We start from the raw sequence: 15170 nt of genomic DNA, 5'->3' as shown, positions 1-15170 counted from the left end.
CACGTCATCGTCATCGGGGCCATTCTCGTCTTGACGGCGGTCTCGCCTGTTGATCCTCCACACGGGCCACAGGCTACCGTGGCTGGTTCCGGGGCGTCATGATTCGGACCAGCGCCGCAGTGACAGTTTCGACCCGAATTCTCGGAGCAAGGCTTGGGAAGGTGCGCACTGACCACTGGCTTACGGCTCTAGCCCTGAAATGTGCTGACGAGAACGGCGGATGAACCTCTCGATCCATCCGCCTCAGGTGCGCTTGGCGCGTAACTGATGTCTGGAATCAGGCCTCATCTTTGGCCAATGAGGCCTGCATGGCGACGACGCACCTGCTGGGCAGGGTGATCGACAGCCCGGCGGGGACCGGCTCGTCAGGGATCTCGCCCGGCAGGGTCGTGGCGGCAGCCACCTGCCAGGACTCACCCCAGCGGGGACTCGGCAGGGTGATCTCAGTCGGATGATCTCCGGCGTGGAACCAGATGAGAAAGGCTTCGTTGTCGTCGGAGGTGTACATGCCAAGGGTGCGACGGCCCTCGTCATGCCAGTCATCGGTGACCATCTCGCCACCGTGACCGGAGAACCAGGCCAGGTCGGCCCGGCGCGGGCGCGCATCGGTCGAACGACCCACCGGGTCATGGTGACGGTAGATCGAGGGGCGGAGGACAGGGTGCTCGCGGCGCAGGGTGGTGATGGTGCGGACGAGATCAGTGACGTCGGACCAGTCCTCGGCGTCGTCCCAGTCCATCCACGAGATGGGGGAGTCCTGGCAGTAGGCGTTGTTGTTGCCCTGCTGGGTACGACCCATCTCGTCGCCGGCGGTGATCATCGGCACACCGGTGGCCAGCAGCAAGGTGGAAACGAGGTTGCGGACCTGACGATGACGCAGCATGACGATGGACTGGTCGGTCGTCTCACCCTCCCAGCCACAGTTCCAGGAGCGGTTGTCATTGGACCCGTCGTGGTTGTCCTCACCGTTGTCCTGGTTGTGCTTCATGTCATAGGTGACGAGATCACGCATGGTGAAGCCGTCATGGGCGGTGATGAAGTTGACGCTCGAGATTGGCTGACCGTAGAGGTCCGGGGATCCGCACAGCCGGGTGGCGAGTTCCTCGACCCCGCAGACGGCACCGCGCCAGAAATCGCGGATGTAGTTGCGGAAGCGGTCGTTCCACTCGCTCCAATGAGGGCCCCAAGCGCCTACCTGATAACCGTAGGGGCCCAGATCCCACGGTTCGGCGATGTGCTTGACCTTGTTGAGGACCGGATCGTCGACGAGGGCCTGCTTGAAGGGATGGTTCTGGTCGACCCCGTGGGACTTGTCACGGATGAGGGTGGTCGCCAGGTCGTAGCGGAAACCGTCAACACCCATCTCGGTGACCCAGTACCGCAGCGAGTCGAGAACCAGGCCGAGGACTTCCGGATGGGAGGTGTCGACCGAGTTGCCGCAGCCGGTGACGTCGTAGTCGTTGCGGTGATCATTGTTGAGTCGGTAGTAGGACTCGTGGTCGATACCGCGGAAGGACAGCGTCGGTCCCTCGTGACCACCTTCGCCGGTGTGGTTGTAGACGACGTCGAGGATGACCTCGATGTCGGCCTCGTGGAAGGCCGTCACCATCTCCTTGAACTCACGCACCTGGGCACCCGTGGAACCCACCGAGCAGTAAGCGGCGTGAGGAGCGAAGAACCCCAGGGTGTTGTATCCCCAGTAGTTCGACAGTCCCCGGCCCACGACGAAGGGTTCGGAGACGAATTGCTGGATGGGCAGCAACTCAATGGCAGTGACGCCGATGGCCTTGAGGTGCTCGATGACGGCCGGGTAGGCCAGACCGGCATAGGTGCCGCGCAGATGCTCGGGGACGAGGGGATGCAGCCGGGTGTAACCCTTGACGTGGGTCTCGTAGATGACCGACTCGCTGATGTCCCGGCGGTGTTCGATGGGCTTGGGAGGCTCGGAATCCTCGATCACCACGGCGAGCGGGACCGAGTTCGCGTCGTCGGTCGGATCCGGCTCGTAATTGGACTCCGGGGTGTGATCCATGATCGGTCCGTGGTAGTCGACACCTGCCGTGATGGCCTTGGCATATGGGTCGAGCAGCAGCTTGGCCGGGTTGAACCTCATACCGCGATCGGGATCCCATGGACCGTGAACTCGGTAGCCGTAGCGCTGGCCGGCCGTGACGTCAGGGACCTCGATCGTCCAGACCCCATGCTCGTCCATGGTCATGTCGTGGTTGACCTGTGACCTGTCATCTGCCACGAGTGCCAGCTCGACGCGCTCTGCGCGTGGTGCCCACAACCCGAAACGGCAACCGTCGTCAATGAGGGTGGAGCCAAGCGCACTGGTGTCGAATGACGCCGTGTTGGTGTCGGTCACAATAAGGGCCTTTCGTCGGGGATGTTGGCCGGAACATCGGCGGACCGACGAATCATTTTAGTCTGAGTCGGCCGCGGCGTCCGCAGGAGCGAGAACGCGCAATTCCATACCCTGCCGATCGGCAGTAGCGTCAAGGAGTCGCCAGGAAGGACAGGTATGTCGCAATCGCAGCCCGACTCAGTACATCACTCTCGTGCCTATTTCGACCACGCGGCGACCTCCCCGCTGCGCCCGGAAGCCTTGGCCGCGATGGCCGAACCGGTGCCCGGAAACCCTGGTGCCATTCACGGTTCAGGCCGCGCGGCGAGGGCTTTGCTGGAAGATGCGCGAGAGGAGGTCGCCAGCCTGCTCGGAACGGGTCCGTTGGAGATCGTGTTCACCAGCGGAGGAACGGAGGCCGACATGTTGGGCATTATGGGAGCGGCCCGTCATGGCCACGCACTGATCTCGGCAGTGGAGCATCCCGCCGTCGGTACGGTGACCTCGCCATGGCTGCTTGGCGAACGGGTGGGGGTGCTTCCGGTCGACGACACGGGAGTCGTGGACCCTGATTCGATTGCTGCGAGCCCACTGAGCAGCGACCTCGACGTCGTCTCGGTGATGGCCGTCAACAACGAGACCGGCGCACGCCAACCCGTTGACCAGATCACCGAACAGGCCCATCGGGCCGGAGCCCTCATGCACACCGACGCCGTCCAGGCCCTTGGCCATGTTCCGGTGGACCTCGACGAGTGGGGAGCGGACCTGGCGTCCTTCTCCGCACACAAGATCGGTGGACCCGTCGGAATCGGGGCACTCTGGGTCCGCAGGGGAGTCGAGGTGCATCCGGTCTCCCCGGGAGGTGGGCAGCAGTACGGGATTCGCTCCGGCACCCAGCCGGTCGCGCTGGCTCGAGGTTTCGCGGCTGCTCTGCGGGCCTGCGTCAATGAGTTCGACGAGAAGACGGTTCAATGGCAGGCATGGCGGGAACGGATCGTTGAGTCGTGCCGACAGATCCCTGGGGCCAGCGTGGATGATGCCGGCACGACGAGCCCCACGATCATCCATCTCAGCGTGGCCGGAGTACGCGGGACCGACGTCGTCATGCTCGCGGACCGGGACGGGGTCGACCTGTCGGCCGGATCGGCGTGCCATGCCGGGGTTTCCCGTCCCTCACCGACGCTGCTGGCCATGGGTCGTGACGACGAGGCAGCATCGTCGGGAGTGAGGATCTCGATGGGTTACAGCACCACCGAGGCCGAGGTTGATCGTCTGCTCACCGTCCTGCCTGCGGTCATCTCGCAGGCCAGCGGGGCGCGGTGAGTCGGCGTCAACCCCTATCATCGACATTCCCGCCGGGATCACGTTCCCACCATTGATCCGTATCCCTACACGTTCACGGAGAGGAAGCACTGTGAAGGTTCTCGCTGCCATGTCGGGAGGAGTCGACTCCGCCGTCGCCGCTGCCCGTCTCGTCGCGGCAGGCCACGACGTCACCGGTGTGCATCTGGCGCTGTCACGCAACCCGCGTTCCCATCGGGAAGGGTCACGAGGATGCTGCTCCCTGGAGGACTCCTTTGACGCCCGGCGGGCCGCGGACAAGCTGGGGATCCCGTTCTACGTGTGGGATTTCTCCGACCGCTTCGCCGAGGAGGTCATCGACCCCTTCATCGCTGAGTACCAGGCCGGCCGCACCCCCAATCCCTGCCTGCGATGCAATGAGAGGATCAAGTTCGCGGCCCTGCTGGAACGCGGTCTCGACCTGGGATATGACGCCGTCGCCACCGGCCATTACGCCCGGACTGAGGTCGACGATGGAATGACGAAGCTGTACCGCTCGGTCGACCCGGGCAAGGACCAGTCCTATGTACTGGCTGTCCTCAACCAGGATCAGCTGTCCCATTCGTTGTTCCCGCTGGGGAATTCCTTCAAGACTGATGTGCGACGGGAAGCGGCGGATCTTGGTTTGTCGGTGGCTGACAAACCTGATTCCAACGACATCTGTTTCATCCCGGACGGGGACACGCCAGGTTGGCTCTCGGAGAAGATCGGCTCGGCCGCCGGAGAGATCCGCGATGAGTCCGGGGCTGTTGTCGGTCATCACGACGGGTACCACCATTTCACCATTGGCCAGCGGAGAGGTCTTCGGCTCGGAGTTCCGGCCCCGGATGGCAAGCCGCGATACGTCCTCGACATCGAACCGGTCAACAACACCGTGGTCGTCGGAGGAGCCGAAGGGCTGACCGTACGCCACGTCGAGGCCATCCGGCCGGTGTGGTGTTCTGGCGAGTCTGCCAAGACCTGGCACGGTCAGGTTCAGGTGAGAGCCCATGGGGATCCGGTTGACGCCACGATCACCACGGTCGCCGGTGGGGTGGTGATGGACCTCGAGCAGACCCTGCGCGGAGTCGCTCCCGGTCAGGCGGCGGTCTTCTACGACGGGGACCTCGTCGTCGGATCCGCAACCATATGCGGGACGGATCGAGCTGGAATGACGGCGGAGCAGGCAGCATGATCGCCACCGGTATTGGGTCGCTGCCCGGCACCGACATGCGCGGCAGCGTGGCTGCGATGGCCGAGATCTTCGACGAGCTCATCCCGTTGCCAGAATTACCGGCCCGCGGAGTCAGTGGTCAAATGGTCGGGAGGGCGACGGCCCTCCTCGTCGATCTGCCGGTTGATCATGGCCCGGGCGGATGGCGGCTCGCGGACGCCACCGACCATGCCGCTCGCTCGGCACGATCCCTTCTGCGCAACGACCTCGATGACCTCGAGGAGGTGCTGGCCGACGAGGAGGCCACCGTCAAGATCACTGTGGCCGGTCCTCTCACCCTTGCCACTGGCCTGCACATGCGCGCCGGGGAGTCGATCCTCGCGGATTCCTCGGCCCTGAACGACGTCACGGCCAGCCTGGCGGAGGGGATCAGCCAGCTTCTGACCGAACTGCGACGCCGGATGCCACGCGTGACCTGGACGATGCAGATCGACGAGCCTGCTGCTCCTGCCGTTCTCGCGGGATCCATTCCGACCCAGTCGGGTCTCTATCGGCATCCGGCCATGGAGGCCACCACGGCGACGCGGCTCTGGCAGACGGTCGTCAGTAGCTGTGAGGAGGTCTCGACGGGACTGCACTGTTGTGGCCATCCCATCCCATGGGCGCCGGCCGGCAAGGCCGGATTCACCACGATGTGGTGCGAGATCACAGACGCGGTGTCATTGGACTCCGCCGCGCAATGGGTGGAGTCAGGTGGACGGCTGGGCATGGGAGTCGTCGACACCATGACGGTCGATCAGGTGCCACCGGTGGATCGCCTCATCGACCGTGTGCTGTGGTTGGCGCGACGCACCCAGGTGGATCCCACCCTGCTGAGGGCAGGGGTGCTGAGCCCTGCCTGCGGGCTCGCCGGCTGGTTCCGTCAATCGGCTGCCGAGGTCTGCCGGACGGTGAGACGGGCAGCTGACCTCGTCGATGAGCAGCTGGATCGGGCAGGCTGAGCAGGTAGGGTTCCGATCGTGGGTTTCTTCACCAATCTCAACCTTGACGGCCAGACGCCGGAGCGCACTAGGCCGCGTGTCGGTGAGAAACAGTGGGCTCCGACTGGAGTCCCGACCACGAAGCGCAAGAAGGTGCAACGAGTTCTCGCACCCGTCGCCTTCGTCGTCGCTCTCGCGGTGTTGGTCGGGGTGGGGTACTACTTCTTCCGCATCCTCGTCATGCGCGGGTGACAAGGGTCTTCACAGCGTCGCGCTGGTGTCAGATGATGATGTGGAACCCATACTGGGTCGCCAGGGCCAGGAGGTAACACCGGATGAAGAATCCGACGGTGACCCACAGCGAGAACCACCAGAAGTGCATCTTGGTCGTCGCCGCGTAGATGACGACGAGGTAGACCGGCGGGACACCGGTAATGGCTGAGAAGAACAGCAGAGGCATGCCCCATCGCGGGGTCTCGACCACGTGAGCAGCCTTGTCATTCCATCTCCGTAGACGCCACCGCCAGGATCCCTCCGGAACCGGTTTGGGCTCCTTGTGCTTGATCCATTGCGAATTCGATCCGCGTCGGATACCGATGAACATGATCTGTTTGCCGACGCCGTGGCCAAGAGCCAGCCCCAGGGCGACTTCCAGCGGGCCCAGGAGTTTTGATCCCAGGGCGCCGACGATGAACAACTCCGAATTGAGCACCGGCACCAAGCTGGAAGCCACGCCGAAGGCGAAGGCTGACAGAACCTGGTACCAGAACTGCCAGGTGAGGTAGACCTCCATGTGACCTCAGTTGGCTAGAGCGGCCATGTGCTGCAGACGATTGAGTTCGGAAGCCAGGAACCCTGGGCCTCCCTGACGTCCGGCAACCAGACAGCGCCCCCTCGCCAGTGGGACAGCGGCGATGACGGTGTCACCCCAACCTGGCATCCAGCCAGCCTCGAGCTCAGCGACATGGGAGCGATCCATCGGCGTCAGACGTGCGATGCCCTCAGGAGTGAATTCCGGAGACAGGGCAGTCGAGATGATGACCTGCTCATCGGCATCGAAAAGTGCCGACCAATGAGTGTGGAAGACGACTGGAACGGCACCACAGAGAATCTCGGCGGAATGCTTCGGGTCCTCGGACATCCGATTCAGGGCTGCGATGTCGGACTCAATACTCCAATTCTCCGGATACCTGCTCAGCCACAGCACATGAACTCCGTCCAGCATGTCGCAGGCCGATACCAAGGTGTCAGGCATCGTGGTTGGGGGAAGAGTCAGCATGAAGTCGTCGACGACGTAGTGATCGCCCTTTTCGACAATCTCGATCGCGGATATGTCGGCATCGGCGGTGCCCATGGCGGTCGCCACCGAGCCCAGGGAACCCGGCGTGTCTGGCAGCTGAATACGAATCATGAGCACTCACTCATTGTTGCGGGTGGATCCGACGATCCCAAACTGAATTCGTGTTCCGGCGGGTCATCATCGAGGGAGGAGGTGCTCATCTGGCAGTCATGTCGGCCAGTGGTCCTAGGAGTCGGCCAGTGGTCCTAGGATGGTCCGAGGGCATTCCCGCCCCCATGCCGTCAACCAGGAGATTCATCGTGGCCCTCACGCCGGATGACGTCGTCCGCCTGGCCGGCCTGGCACGCATCGACCTCACTGACGACGAGACCGCGTATCTGGTTCCTCAGCTTGACGCGATCCTCGACGCCGTGGCCGCAGTGTCAGCCGTCGCCACCGACGACGTGCCACCTACCTCGCACGCTCTGCCGCTGTCCAACGTCTTCCGCGAGGACGTCATCAAGGAGTCGATGTCGGCTGATGACGCCCTGGCCATGGCCCCTCACAGTGAGGATCAGCGCTTCCGTGTGCCCCGCATCCTGGACGAGGAGGCACAGTGAACGAGCTCGTGACCCTGACCGCCGCCGAACTCGGTGCGCGCATTGCGTCCCGCGAGGTCTCCAGCGAGGAGGTCACCCAGGCGCACCTGGACCGCATCGACGAGGTCGACGGCGACGTGCGTGCCTTCCTTCTGGTTGATCACGACGGCGCCCGGGAAACTGCCCGACGGATCGACTCTCGGATCGCCGACGGTGAGAAGCTCGGTCCGCTGGCCGGTGTGCCGCTGGCCGTTAAGGATCTCTTCTGCACCAAGGGGCTGGCCACCACGGCCTCATCCCGAATGTTGGAGGGATGGATCCCGCCCTATGACTCGACCATCGTCACCCGATGCAAGGACGCCGGCATGGTGATCCTGGGCAAGACGAACCTGGACGAGTTCGCCATGGGATCCTCGACCGAGACCTCTGCCTTCGGCCCCACCCACAACCCGTGGGACCTCGACCGAGTTCCTGGTGGCTCGGGCGGCGGATCCGCCGCCAGCCTGGCTGCTTTCCAGTCCCCGTTGGCTCTCGGTACCGACACCGGCGGGTCCATTCGTCAACCCGGTGCGGTGACCGGCACCGTCGGCATCAAGCCGACCTACGGGTCGACGTCCCGGTACGGCGTCATCGCGATGGCGTCTTCCCTGGACACCCCCGGACCCTGCGCTCGTACCGTCCTGGATGCGGCCCTGCTGCACCAGGTGATCGCCGGTCATGACTCGATGGACCAGACGACCATCGACCAGCCCGCCCCGGCCATCGTCGAGGCTGCGAACCAGCCGGACGTCGCCGGAATGCGGATCGGTGTCGTCACCGAATTCGCCGGCGAGGGGTACGACCCGCAGGTCGAGGCACGCTTCGACGAGGCCGTCGAGATCCTGACGAGTGCGGGAGCCGAGATCGTCGAGGTCTCCTGCCCCAACTTTGACCTGGCCCTGCCTGCCTACTACCTCATCCAACCCGCGGAGGTCTCCAGCAACCTGGCCCGATACGACGCCATGCGCTACGGCCTGCGCGTCGATGATGACGGCGGGCACTCTGCCGAGCAGGTCATGCGTGCCACCCGTGGTGCCGGATTCGGTGCCGAGGCCAAGCGTCGCATCATCCTGGGTACGTACGCCTTGTCGGCCGGCTACTACGACGCCTACTACGGCTCGGCCCAGAAGGTCCGCACCCTCATCCAGCGTGACTTCGAGAAGGCCTGGAAGACCTGTGACGTGCTCGTCTCCCCAGCCACCCCGACGACGGCATTCCGGCTGGGGGAGCGCACGGCCGACCCGATGGCGATGTATCGCTCCGACCTGTGCACCATTCCGGCCAACATGGCCGGCAGCCCTGCCGGGTCCTTCCCGATCGGCCTGTCCGAGACCGACGGCATGCCCGTCGGTATGCAGGTGATGGCCCCGATCATGGCGGATGACCGTGTCTACTGGGTCGGTGCGGCCCTGGAACGGCTGCTGAACGAGAAGTGGGGTGCCCCGCTGCTCGCGAAGGCTCCCGAACTGAGGGGAGAGGCATGATGGCGGACGAGCTGCTGCCCTATGACGAGGTGATGGCTGACTACGAGCCGGTCATCGGACTTGAGGTCCACGTCGAGCTGTCGACGGCGACCAAGATGTTCTGCGGATGTTCCACGGATACCGAGAAGGATCCCAACACCAACGTCTGCCCGGTCTGCCTGGGTCTTCCCGGATCGATGCCGGCCATTAACGGCCACGCCGTCGAGTCGGCCATCCGCATCGGTCTGGCCCTCAACTGCAAGATCGCCGAGTGGTGCCGCATGGCCCGGAAGAACTACTTCTACCCGGACATGACGAAGAATTACCAGACCTCGCAGTACGACGAGCCGATCTGCTACGACGGCTGTCTCGACGTCGAGGTCGACGGCGAGGTCTTCCGTGTCGAGATCGAGCGTGCCCACATGGAGGAGGACGCCGGAAAGTCCCTGCACGTCGGCGGATCTGACGGACGTATTTCCGGTGCCAGCCACTCTCTCATGGACTACAACCGCGCCGGCGTCCCGCTCATCGAGATCGTCACCAGGCCGATCCGTGGGCTGGGAGCCAAGGCGCCGCAGGTGGCACGGGCCTACATGGCTCAGCTGCGCGACATCATGGTCGCCCTGGGCGTCTCCGAGGCCAGGATGGAGCGAGGCAACCTGCGTTGTGATGCCAACGTCTCCCTCATGCCACGCGGAAGCAGCACCTTGGGCACCCGTACCGAGACCAAGAACGTCAACTCGCTGCGCTCGGTCGAAGGAGCCCTGACCTACGAGATCCAGCGTCAGGGATTCGTGTTGGCCGAGGGACGCAAGGTTCGTCAGCAGACCCGGATGTGGCAGGAGAGCGGCGAATACACCATCGCCGGACGCGACAAGTCCGACGCCGAGGACTACCGCTACTTCCCCGAGCCGGACTTGGTTCCGGTCGCGCCGTCCCGGGAATGGGTGGAGGAGCTGCGTGCTGGCCTGCCGGAACTTCCAGCTGCCAAGAAAGCTCGTCTGGCCTCCCAGTGGCAGTTCTCCGAGCTGGAGATGACTGCGGTTGTCAATGCCGGCGCCCTCGACCTCCTTGAGGAAACCGTCAACGCTGGCTGCCAGCCCGCTGCCGCGCGCAAGTGGTGGCTCACCGAGCTGTCTCGTCGTGCCAACGAGGCCGAGGTGGACCTGTCCGAGGTCGGTATGTCCCCGGCCCAGGTCGCCCAACTGCAGAAGCTCGTTGACGACGGTACCCTCACCGACAAGCTGGCCCGCCAGGTCATCGACGGTGTCATCGCTGGCGAGGGAGATCCTCAGCAGGTGGTCGATGGACGCGGTCTCGCCGTCGTCTCCGATGACGCCGCCCTTGGTGCTGCTGTTGACGACGTCATCGCTGCCAACCCGCAGATTGCCGAGAAGATCCGTGGTGGCAAGGTCCAGGCGGCTGGTGCTCTCATTGGTCAGGTCATGAAGGCCATGAGGGGTCAGGCAGACGCGAAGCGGGTCAGGGAGCTCATCCTCGAGAAGCTCTCCTGACCCACGCGGTTGAGTTCCTGCGCCCCGGCCCTCACAACGAGTGGTCGGAGCGCATGAACTCGGAGAGGGTGTCCGGCTCACCGAGGACGTCGACCTGGGCGACCGAGGTGCGCCCGGTGAGCAGTAGGAGGATTTCCGAGGGCTTGCCGACGATGGTGACGATGCGGTCACCGGGATGAAGGGTGACGGGGTCCCCCAGTCCGGTCATCTCCGCGCGCACGCCCACCGGGGAGCGACGAGTCAGAGCACGTCCGTACTTACGGATGATCCCCGCCAGTCGAAGCTCGGCGCGGTGGCCCAGTTGTCGGGGTCGCCAGCCGGGCTGGGCCCGAAGCAGATCCTCGTGGTGGATGAAGTACTCCATCGAGTTGGCGGCGGCGTCCATCCCCGGAACGCGGAAGATCGAGAAACGGCCTGGCCCCTGAGCGAAGCGTGCCACCAGATCCTCGAAGGATCCCGATGCCTCCATTTTGTCCGCACGGGCCTGTGTGACGGCGTCGAAGACGCTGACGGCCATACCGGGGATGGCCAATGGATCATTCTCCCGGAGCAGGACGTGGGTCAGCAGGTCTCGGGCGGTCCATCCCTCGCACAGAGTCGGGGCGTCGGGGCCAAGTCGTGACAGGTCTGCAGCCAGTCCGGCTCGTTCGTCTCGTGCCATGGACATTCAGGTCCTCCTTCGAGCTATGAGTCCATCTTGCCAGCACCGGTCCGAAACGCGGCGCGGACCCCAGATGTCGGTGATTCGGTGTTCAATGGGCCCGTGCTGACCGAAGAACCCACTCTCACCCCCGACGTCGCAGCGCGCCTGCGACGCAATGACGCCGGTCTGGTACCTGCCGTGGTCCAGGACGCCACGACCGGGGACGTCCTCATGATGGCTTGGATGGACGATGTCGCCCTGGCCCGTACCCTGGCCACTCGTCGTGCGACCTACTGGTCCCGGTCGCGTCAGGAGTACTGGGTCAAGGGGGAGACCTCCGGCCACACCCAGCACGTTCGTTCGGTTCAACTCGACTGTGACGGCGACACCCTGCTACTTCGCGTCGACCAGGTCGGAGGGGCATGCCACACCGGGGACCACACCTGTTTCGACGCCGATGTGCTCCTGGACGAGGTGGCCGAGTGATGATCGACGTCACCCCATCACGTGAGGAGTTCGCTGCCCTGGCGGAGGAGCACACTGTCGTCTCGGTACGGACCAAACTGATCTGCGATGACGACACCCCGATTGGTCTCTACCAGCATCTCTGCGGGGACAGACGACTGACCTTCCTGCTGGAGTCCGCTGAGTCGGGCATCTGGTCGCGGTGGTCCTTCATCGGAGTCATCACTCGCTGCGCCCTGACGTCCGACGGGCGTTCGGTGGAGTGGATCGGCGAACCGCCTGCGGGTTTGACGGTCAGTGATGACCCGCTCGGCGCCCTCAAGGAGGCCCTGGCCGCCCTGAACACCCCGGTTGAGTCTGGTCTTCCACCCTTGACGAGCGGTTTTGTTGGATATATCGGGTACGACATGGTTCGTCGTCTGGAGGATATCGGCGACGATCTCGTCGACGACCTGGGCCTTCCGGTGGCATGCCTCATGCTCGTCGGGGAGATGGCGGTCCTCGACCACCAGCGCGGCGAACTGTGGCTCATCTCCAACCAGGTGGTCGACGGAACCGATCTCGATCAGACTTACGACGACGCGGTTGACGCCCTCGAGGCGATGGTGACGAGGTTGGCCGAGCCGCGGGAGGTGTTGACGGCCCGTGCCGTGGACCGCGCCGCGAGTCAGGTACGGCGTCAACGCACGCCCAAAATATTCGGTGAGATGGTTGACACCGCCATCGAGCGCATTCGCGACGGTGACATCTTCCAGGTCGTCCCCAGCCAGCGCTTCGACGTCGAGACCGAGGCTGACGCCCTCGACATCTACCGTCAGCTGCGTCGCACCAATCCCAGTCCCTACCTCTACCTGCTGCGGTTACCTGGATTCGACGTCATCGGATCCTCCCCGGAGGCTCTGGTGACGGTGGCAGACGGTGTCGCGACGACTCACCCCATTGCCGGTACCCGCCCGCGCGGACGCACTGCGGCCGAGGACCGGGCCATGGAGGACGAGCTGCTGGCCGACCCCAAGGAGCGCTCCGAGCACACCATGCTTGTCGATCTGGGACGCAACGACCTGGGCCGGGTCTGCGTGCCCGGAACGGTCAACGTCACCGAGTTCATGCACGTGGGGCGATATTCCCACGTCATGCACCTGGAGGCGGCGGTGACCGGCCAGATCGTTGACGGCCTGGACGCCGTCGACGTGACGATGTCGTGTTTCCCGGCTGGCACCCTGTCCGGGGCACCGAAGATTTCCGCCATGCGGATCATCGAGGAGCTCGAGACCACCCGACGTGGCGTCTACGGTGGCGTCGTCGGGTACTTCGATCTGCACGGCAACTCGGACTGTGCCATTGCCATCCGGACCGCCGTCCTCAAGGACCAGGTCGCCCATGTGCAAGCCGGAGCCGGAATCGTGCTGGACTCGGTCGGAGCCAAGGAGAACGCTGAATGCCAGAACAAGGCGGCGGCCGTCATCCAGGCAATTCAGGATGCGGGAACCCTGCATCCCCTGCGGGAGGACACACAGTGAGGACTCCGATCCCAGTCGTGTGGCGAGTGGTTCTTGCCGCCTCCCCGATCCTGGCTGCCATCCTCGTCAGCGTCGCATCCAGGCGAACCTGGATGGAGCGTGCCGGAATTGGACTGACCGGTGCTGACGTCACGGGAGGATTGATCACGGCGACAGCCCTCATGCTCGTCATCACGGTGGCCCTCCTCCTCGTCGTCAAGACGGTCGGTCGCCGCGTCACCGGAATCGTGCAGGCCTTGGTCGGCGTCGGGATCGCGGCTGTCGTCCTCACCCACCGCAGTGCGTCGCCACATCAGTGGGCTGCCAAGGGGGTTGATGCCGGAGCGCCGCAGATGACCGTCACCCCATGGCCATGGGTGTGTCTGGTGGCCGGAGCCATGACGATTGTCACCGGCGCCGGGGTAGCGGCCTTCGCCGACCGTTGGCCCAGCCGTTCAGCCCGTCGTACCGGAGAACTGGTCGGCGACTCGCGATCCGCGTGGGATGCCCTGGACAGGGGAGAGGACCCCACCCTGGCGGATTTCCGGACTCAACCAGGGGCCCGGTCGCAGGCAGAACCCGAGTCGTCGGAATCGAATTCTGACGAGTTGGCCCACGAGGGCGGGAATGGCTCACACAATGGTCGGTAGGTCCGCTCCGACGGCCAATCAGGGTAGGATCATTACTGGATTCGCCGCGTTGCGGGTATCCGACGGCACCCCTGACCAGCTCGGGGAGTCCACCCGCATCATCGACCAGCTGCGTGGAACAAGCCGCGCCTGACCACCGGAGGGAACACCATGAGCGTTGATCGCGCCACTCGTCAGTACAAGCACGGTGGGAGCCCCGCGAACTGGGCAGGTTCGATCGTCGCCCTCATTGGCTTCATCGTCGCCACCGTCGGTGCCATGTCTGGCCCCAGCTGGATCACCTGCATCGTCGGCGCTGCTCTCGTTGTTCTTGGCGGTGTCGTCACCCTGGTGATGCGCGCCATGGGTTATGGCGGAGCACGCTGAATGTCGCCCACCGTCACCGGAACAATTCTTGACGAGATCATCGCTGGTGTTCTCGAGGATCTCCATGAGCGCCAGCTCATGGTCACCTCGGACAACCTTCACGAGGCCATCGAACTCGTCACACCCGCAATTGACCCCGTTCCTCGGCTGACCTCTCCTGGTCTGTCGGTCATCTCCGAGGTCAAGAGGTCCAGTCCGTCGAAGGGTCACCTCGCGACGATTGGCGATCCTGCTGCGCTGGCCGATCAGTACCGGATTGGCGGAGCAGCCGCCATCAGTGTTCTCACCGAGGAGCGTCGTTTCCAGGGATCCCTCGCCGACCTCGACACGGTACGGGAAAAGGTCGACATTCCGATTCTCCGCAAGGACTTCGTCGTCACTGAGTACCAGGTGCTCGAGGCCCGTGCTCACGGCGCCGATCTCGTCCTCCTCATCGTCGCTGCTCTGCCCGACGACGAGTTGCGACGCCTTTACGATCTTGCGACCGAGCTGGGCATGACCCCCTTGGTCGAGGTGCACACCCCACAGGAGGCTGCTCGGGCAGCGGCCCTTGATGCCCGAGTCATCGGGGTGAACGCCCGAAATCTCAAGACCCTCGAAGTCGACAGGGCCATCTTCGGCACCCTGCTTGGCGAATTGCCAGAGAATGCCGTCAAGGTGGCTGAGTCTGGAATCCTCTGCGTGGACGACGCCGTCGAGGCCCACAAACGTGGTGCCGATGCGGTGTTGGTGGGGGAGATGCTGGTTCGCCACGGTGAACCAGCCCAGGTGCTGCGCGAGATCCATCGCGCCACCGTCTGACCACGCCTGACATCCAACGGAAAGGACGACC

The 15170-nt window shown here is 64.4% G+C and carries 17 protein-coding genes; 13 read left to right on the top strand and 4 right to left on the bottom strand.

The features are described 5' to 3' along the window. Positions 1–277: 277 nt before the first annotated feature. Positions 278–2368 (bottom strand): glycogen debranching protein GlgX, encoded by a 2091-nt coding sequence (glgX, locus tag PALO_RS05400; RefSeq protein ID WP_015582733.1) that lies wholly within the window; start codon positions 2366–2368, stop codon positions 278–280. Between the two features lie 156 nt (positions 2369–2524). Here glgX and PALO_RS05395 point away from each other — a divergent pair, with 156 nt between their 5' ends. The 4 genes from PALO_RS05395 (at position 2525) to PALO_RS05380 (ending at position 6073) form a co-directional block, all read left to right on the top strand. Next, a complete protein-coding gene (locus PALO_RS05395) occupies positions 2525–3670 on the top strand; it encodes a cysteine desulfurase family protein (RefSeq protein ID WP_015582732.1) in 1146 nt (381 codons plus the stop codon). A gap of 91 nt (positions 3671–3761) precedes the next feature. Next, positions 3762–4862, top strand: a complete 1101-nt coding sequence (gene mnmA / locus PALO_RS05390; protein WP_015582731.1) for a tRNA 2-thiouridine(34) synthase MnmA — start codon at positions 3762–3764, stop codon at positions 4860–4862. Then, positions 4859–5842 (top strand): methionine synthase, encoded by a 984-nt coding sequence (locus PALO_RS05385; protein ID WP_015582730.1) that lies wholly within the window; start codon positions 4859–4861, stop codon positions 5840–5842. Before mnmA ends, PALO_RS05385 begins: the two co-directional genes overlap by 4 nt. 18 nt (positions 5843–5860) lie before the next feature. Further along, positions 5861–6073, top strand: a complete 213-nt coding sequence (locus PALO_RS05380; RefSeq protein WP_004811375.1) for a hypothetical protein — start codon at positions 5861–5863, stop codon at positions 6071–6073. A 28-nt stretch (positions 6074–6101) separates the two neighbouring features. Here the strand turns inward: PALO_RS05380 and PALO_RS05375 are convergent, their stop codons facing one another. After that, entirely contained in the window at positions 6102–6614 is a 513-nt protein-coding gene (locus tag PALO_RS05375; RefSeq protein ID WP_004811374.1) for an SNARE-associated domain-containing protein, read from the bottom strand. Positions 6615–6620: 6 nt separating this feature from the next. Next, on the bottom strand, positions 6621–7232 hold the full coding sequence (locus PALO_RS05370) for an ACT domain-containing protein (protein WP_015582729.1): 612 nt from the start codon (positions 7230–7232) through the stop codon (positions 6621–6623). A gap of 164 nt (positions 7233–7396) precedes the next feature. Between PALO_RS05370 and gatC the strand changes: the two genes are divergently transcribed. The 3 genes from gatC to gatB are packed head-to-tail and all read left to right on the top strand — an operon-like array spanning position 7397 to position 10715. Further along, positions 7397–7720, top strand: coding sequence for an Asp-tRNA(Asn)/Glu-tRNA(Gln) amidotransferase subunit GatC (gatC, locus tag PALO_RS05365; RefSeq protein WP_004811372.1), 324 nt, complete (start codon positions 7397–7399; stop codon positions 7718–7720). Then, entirely contained in the window at positions 7717–9222 is a 1506-nt protein-coding gene (gatA, locus tag PALO_RS05360) for an Asp-tRNA(Asn)/Glu-tRNA(Gln) amidotransferase subunit GatA (protein WP_015582727.1), read from the top strand. Before gatC ends, gatA begins: the two co-directional genes overlap by 4 nt. Beyond that, complete coding sequence (gene gatB, locus PALO_RS05355) at positions 9222–10715, top strand: Asp-tRNA(Asn)/Glu-tRNA(Gln) amidotransferase subunit GatB (protein WP_015582726.1); 1494 nt, start codon at positions 9222–9224, stop codon at positions 10713–10715. Before gatA ends, gatB begins: the two co-directional genes overlap by 1 nt. A 31-nt stretch (positions 10716–10746) precedes the next feature. On the opposite strand, the gene PALO_RS05350 is transcribed toward gatB, so the two are convergent. Then, on the bottom strand, positions 10747–11382 hold the full coding sequence (locus PALO_RS05350; protein ID WP_015582725.1) for a TIGR03085 family metal-binding protein: 636 nt from the start codon (positions 11380–11382) through the stop codon (positions 10747–10749). 96 nt (positions 11383–11478) lie between these two features. Here PALO_RS05350 and hisI point away from each other — a divergent pair, with 96 nt between their 5' ends. Genes hisI through trpC form a run of 6 tightly spaced genes read left to right on the top strand, consistent with a single transcriptional unit; the run spans position 11479 to position 15139 of the window. After that, positions 11479–11844 (top strand): phosphoribosyl-AMP cyclohydrolase, encoded by a 366-nt coding sequence (gene hisI / locus PALO_RS05345; RefSeq protein WP_171023453.1) that lies wholly within the window; start codon positions 11479–11481, stop codon positions 11842–11844. After that, positions 11844–13343, top strand: a complete 1500-nt coding sequence (locus PALO_RS05340; RefSeq protein WP_015582723.1) for an anthranilate synthase component I — start codon at positions 11844–11846, stop codon at positions 13341–13343. The genes hisI and PALO_RS05340 overlap by 1 nt, the downstream gene beginning before the upstream one ends. A gap of 47 nt (positions 13344–13390) precedes the next feature. Continuing rightward, positions 13391–13972 (top strand): Trp biosynthesis-associated membrane protein, encoded by a 582-nt coding sequence (locus PALO_RS05335; RefSeq protein ID WP_041710256.1) that lies wholly within the window; start codon positions 13391–13393, stop codon positions 13970–13972. Further along, entirely contained in the window at positions 13950–14105 is a 156-nt protein-coding gene (locus tag PALO_RS12490; RefSeq protein ID WP_023032685.1) for a hypothetical protein, read from the top strand. Before PALO_RS05335 ends, PALO_RS12490 begins: the two co-directional genes overlap by 23 nt. Positions 14106–14122: 17 nt before the next feature. Then, on the top strand, positions 14123–14338 hold the full coding sequence (locus tag PALO_RS05330; protein WP_004811364.1) for an HGxxPAAW family protein: 216 nt from the start codon (positions 14123–14125) through the stop codon (positions 14336–14338). Continuing rightward, complete coding sequence (gene trpC / locus PALO_RS05325) at positions 14339–15139, top strand: indole-3-glycerol phosphate synthase TrpC (protein WP_015582721.1); 801 nt, start codon at positions 14339–14341, stop codon at positions 15137–15139. Positions 15140–15170 lie beyond the last annotated feature (31 nt).

It is taken from the genome of Cutibacterium avidum 44067, from assembly GCF_000367205.1.
Taxonomy (GTDB): Bacteria; Actinomycetota; Actinomycetes; order Propionibacteriales; family Propionibacteriaceae; genus Cutibacterium; species Cutibacterium avidum.
Note: the sequence above shows the minus strand (reverse complement) of the source record. Positions and strands in the feature narration are given on the sequence as shown.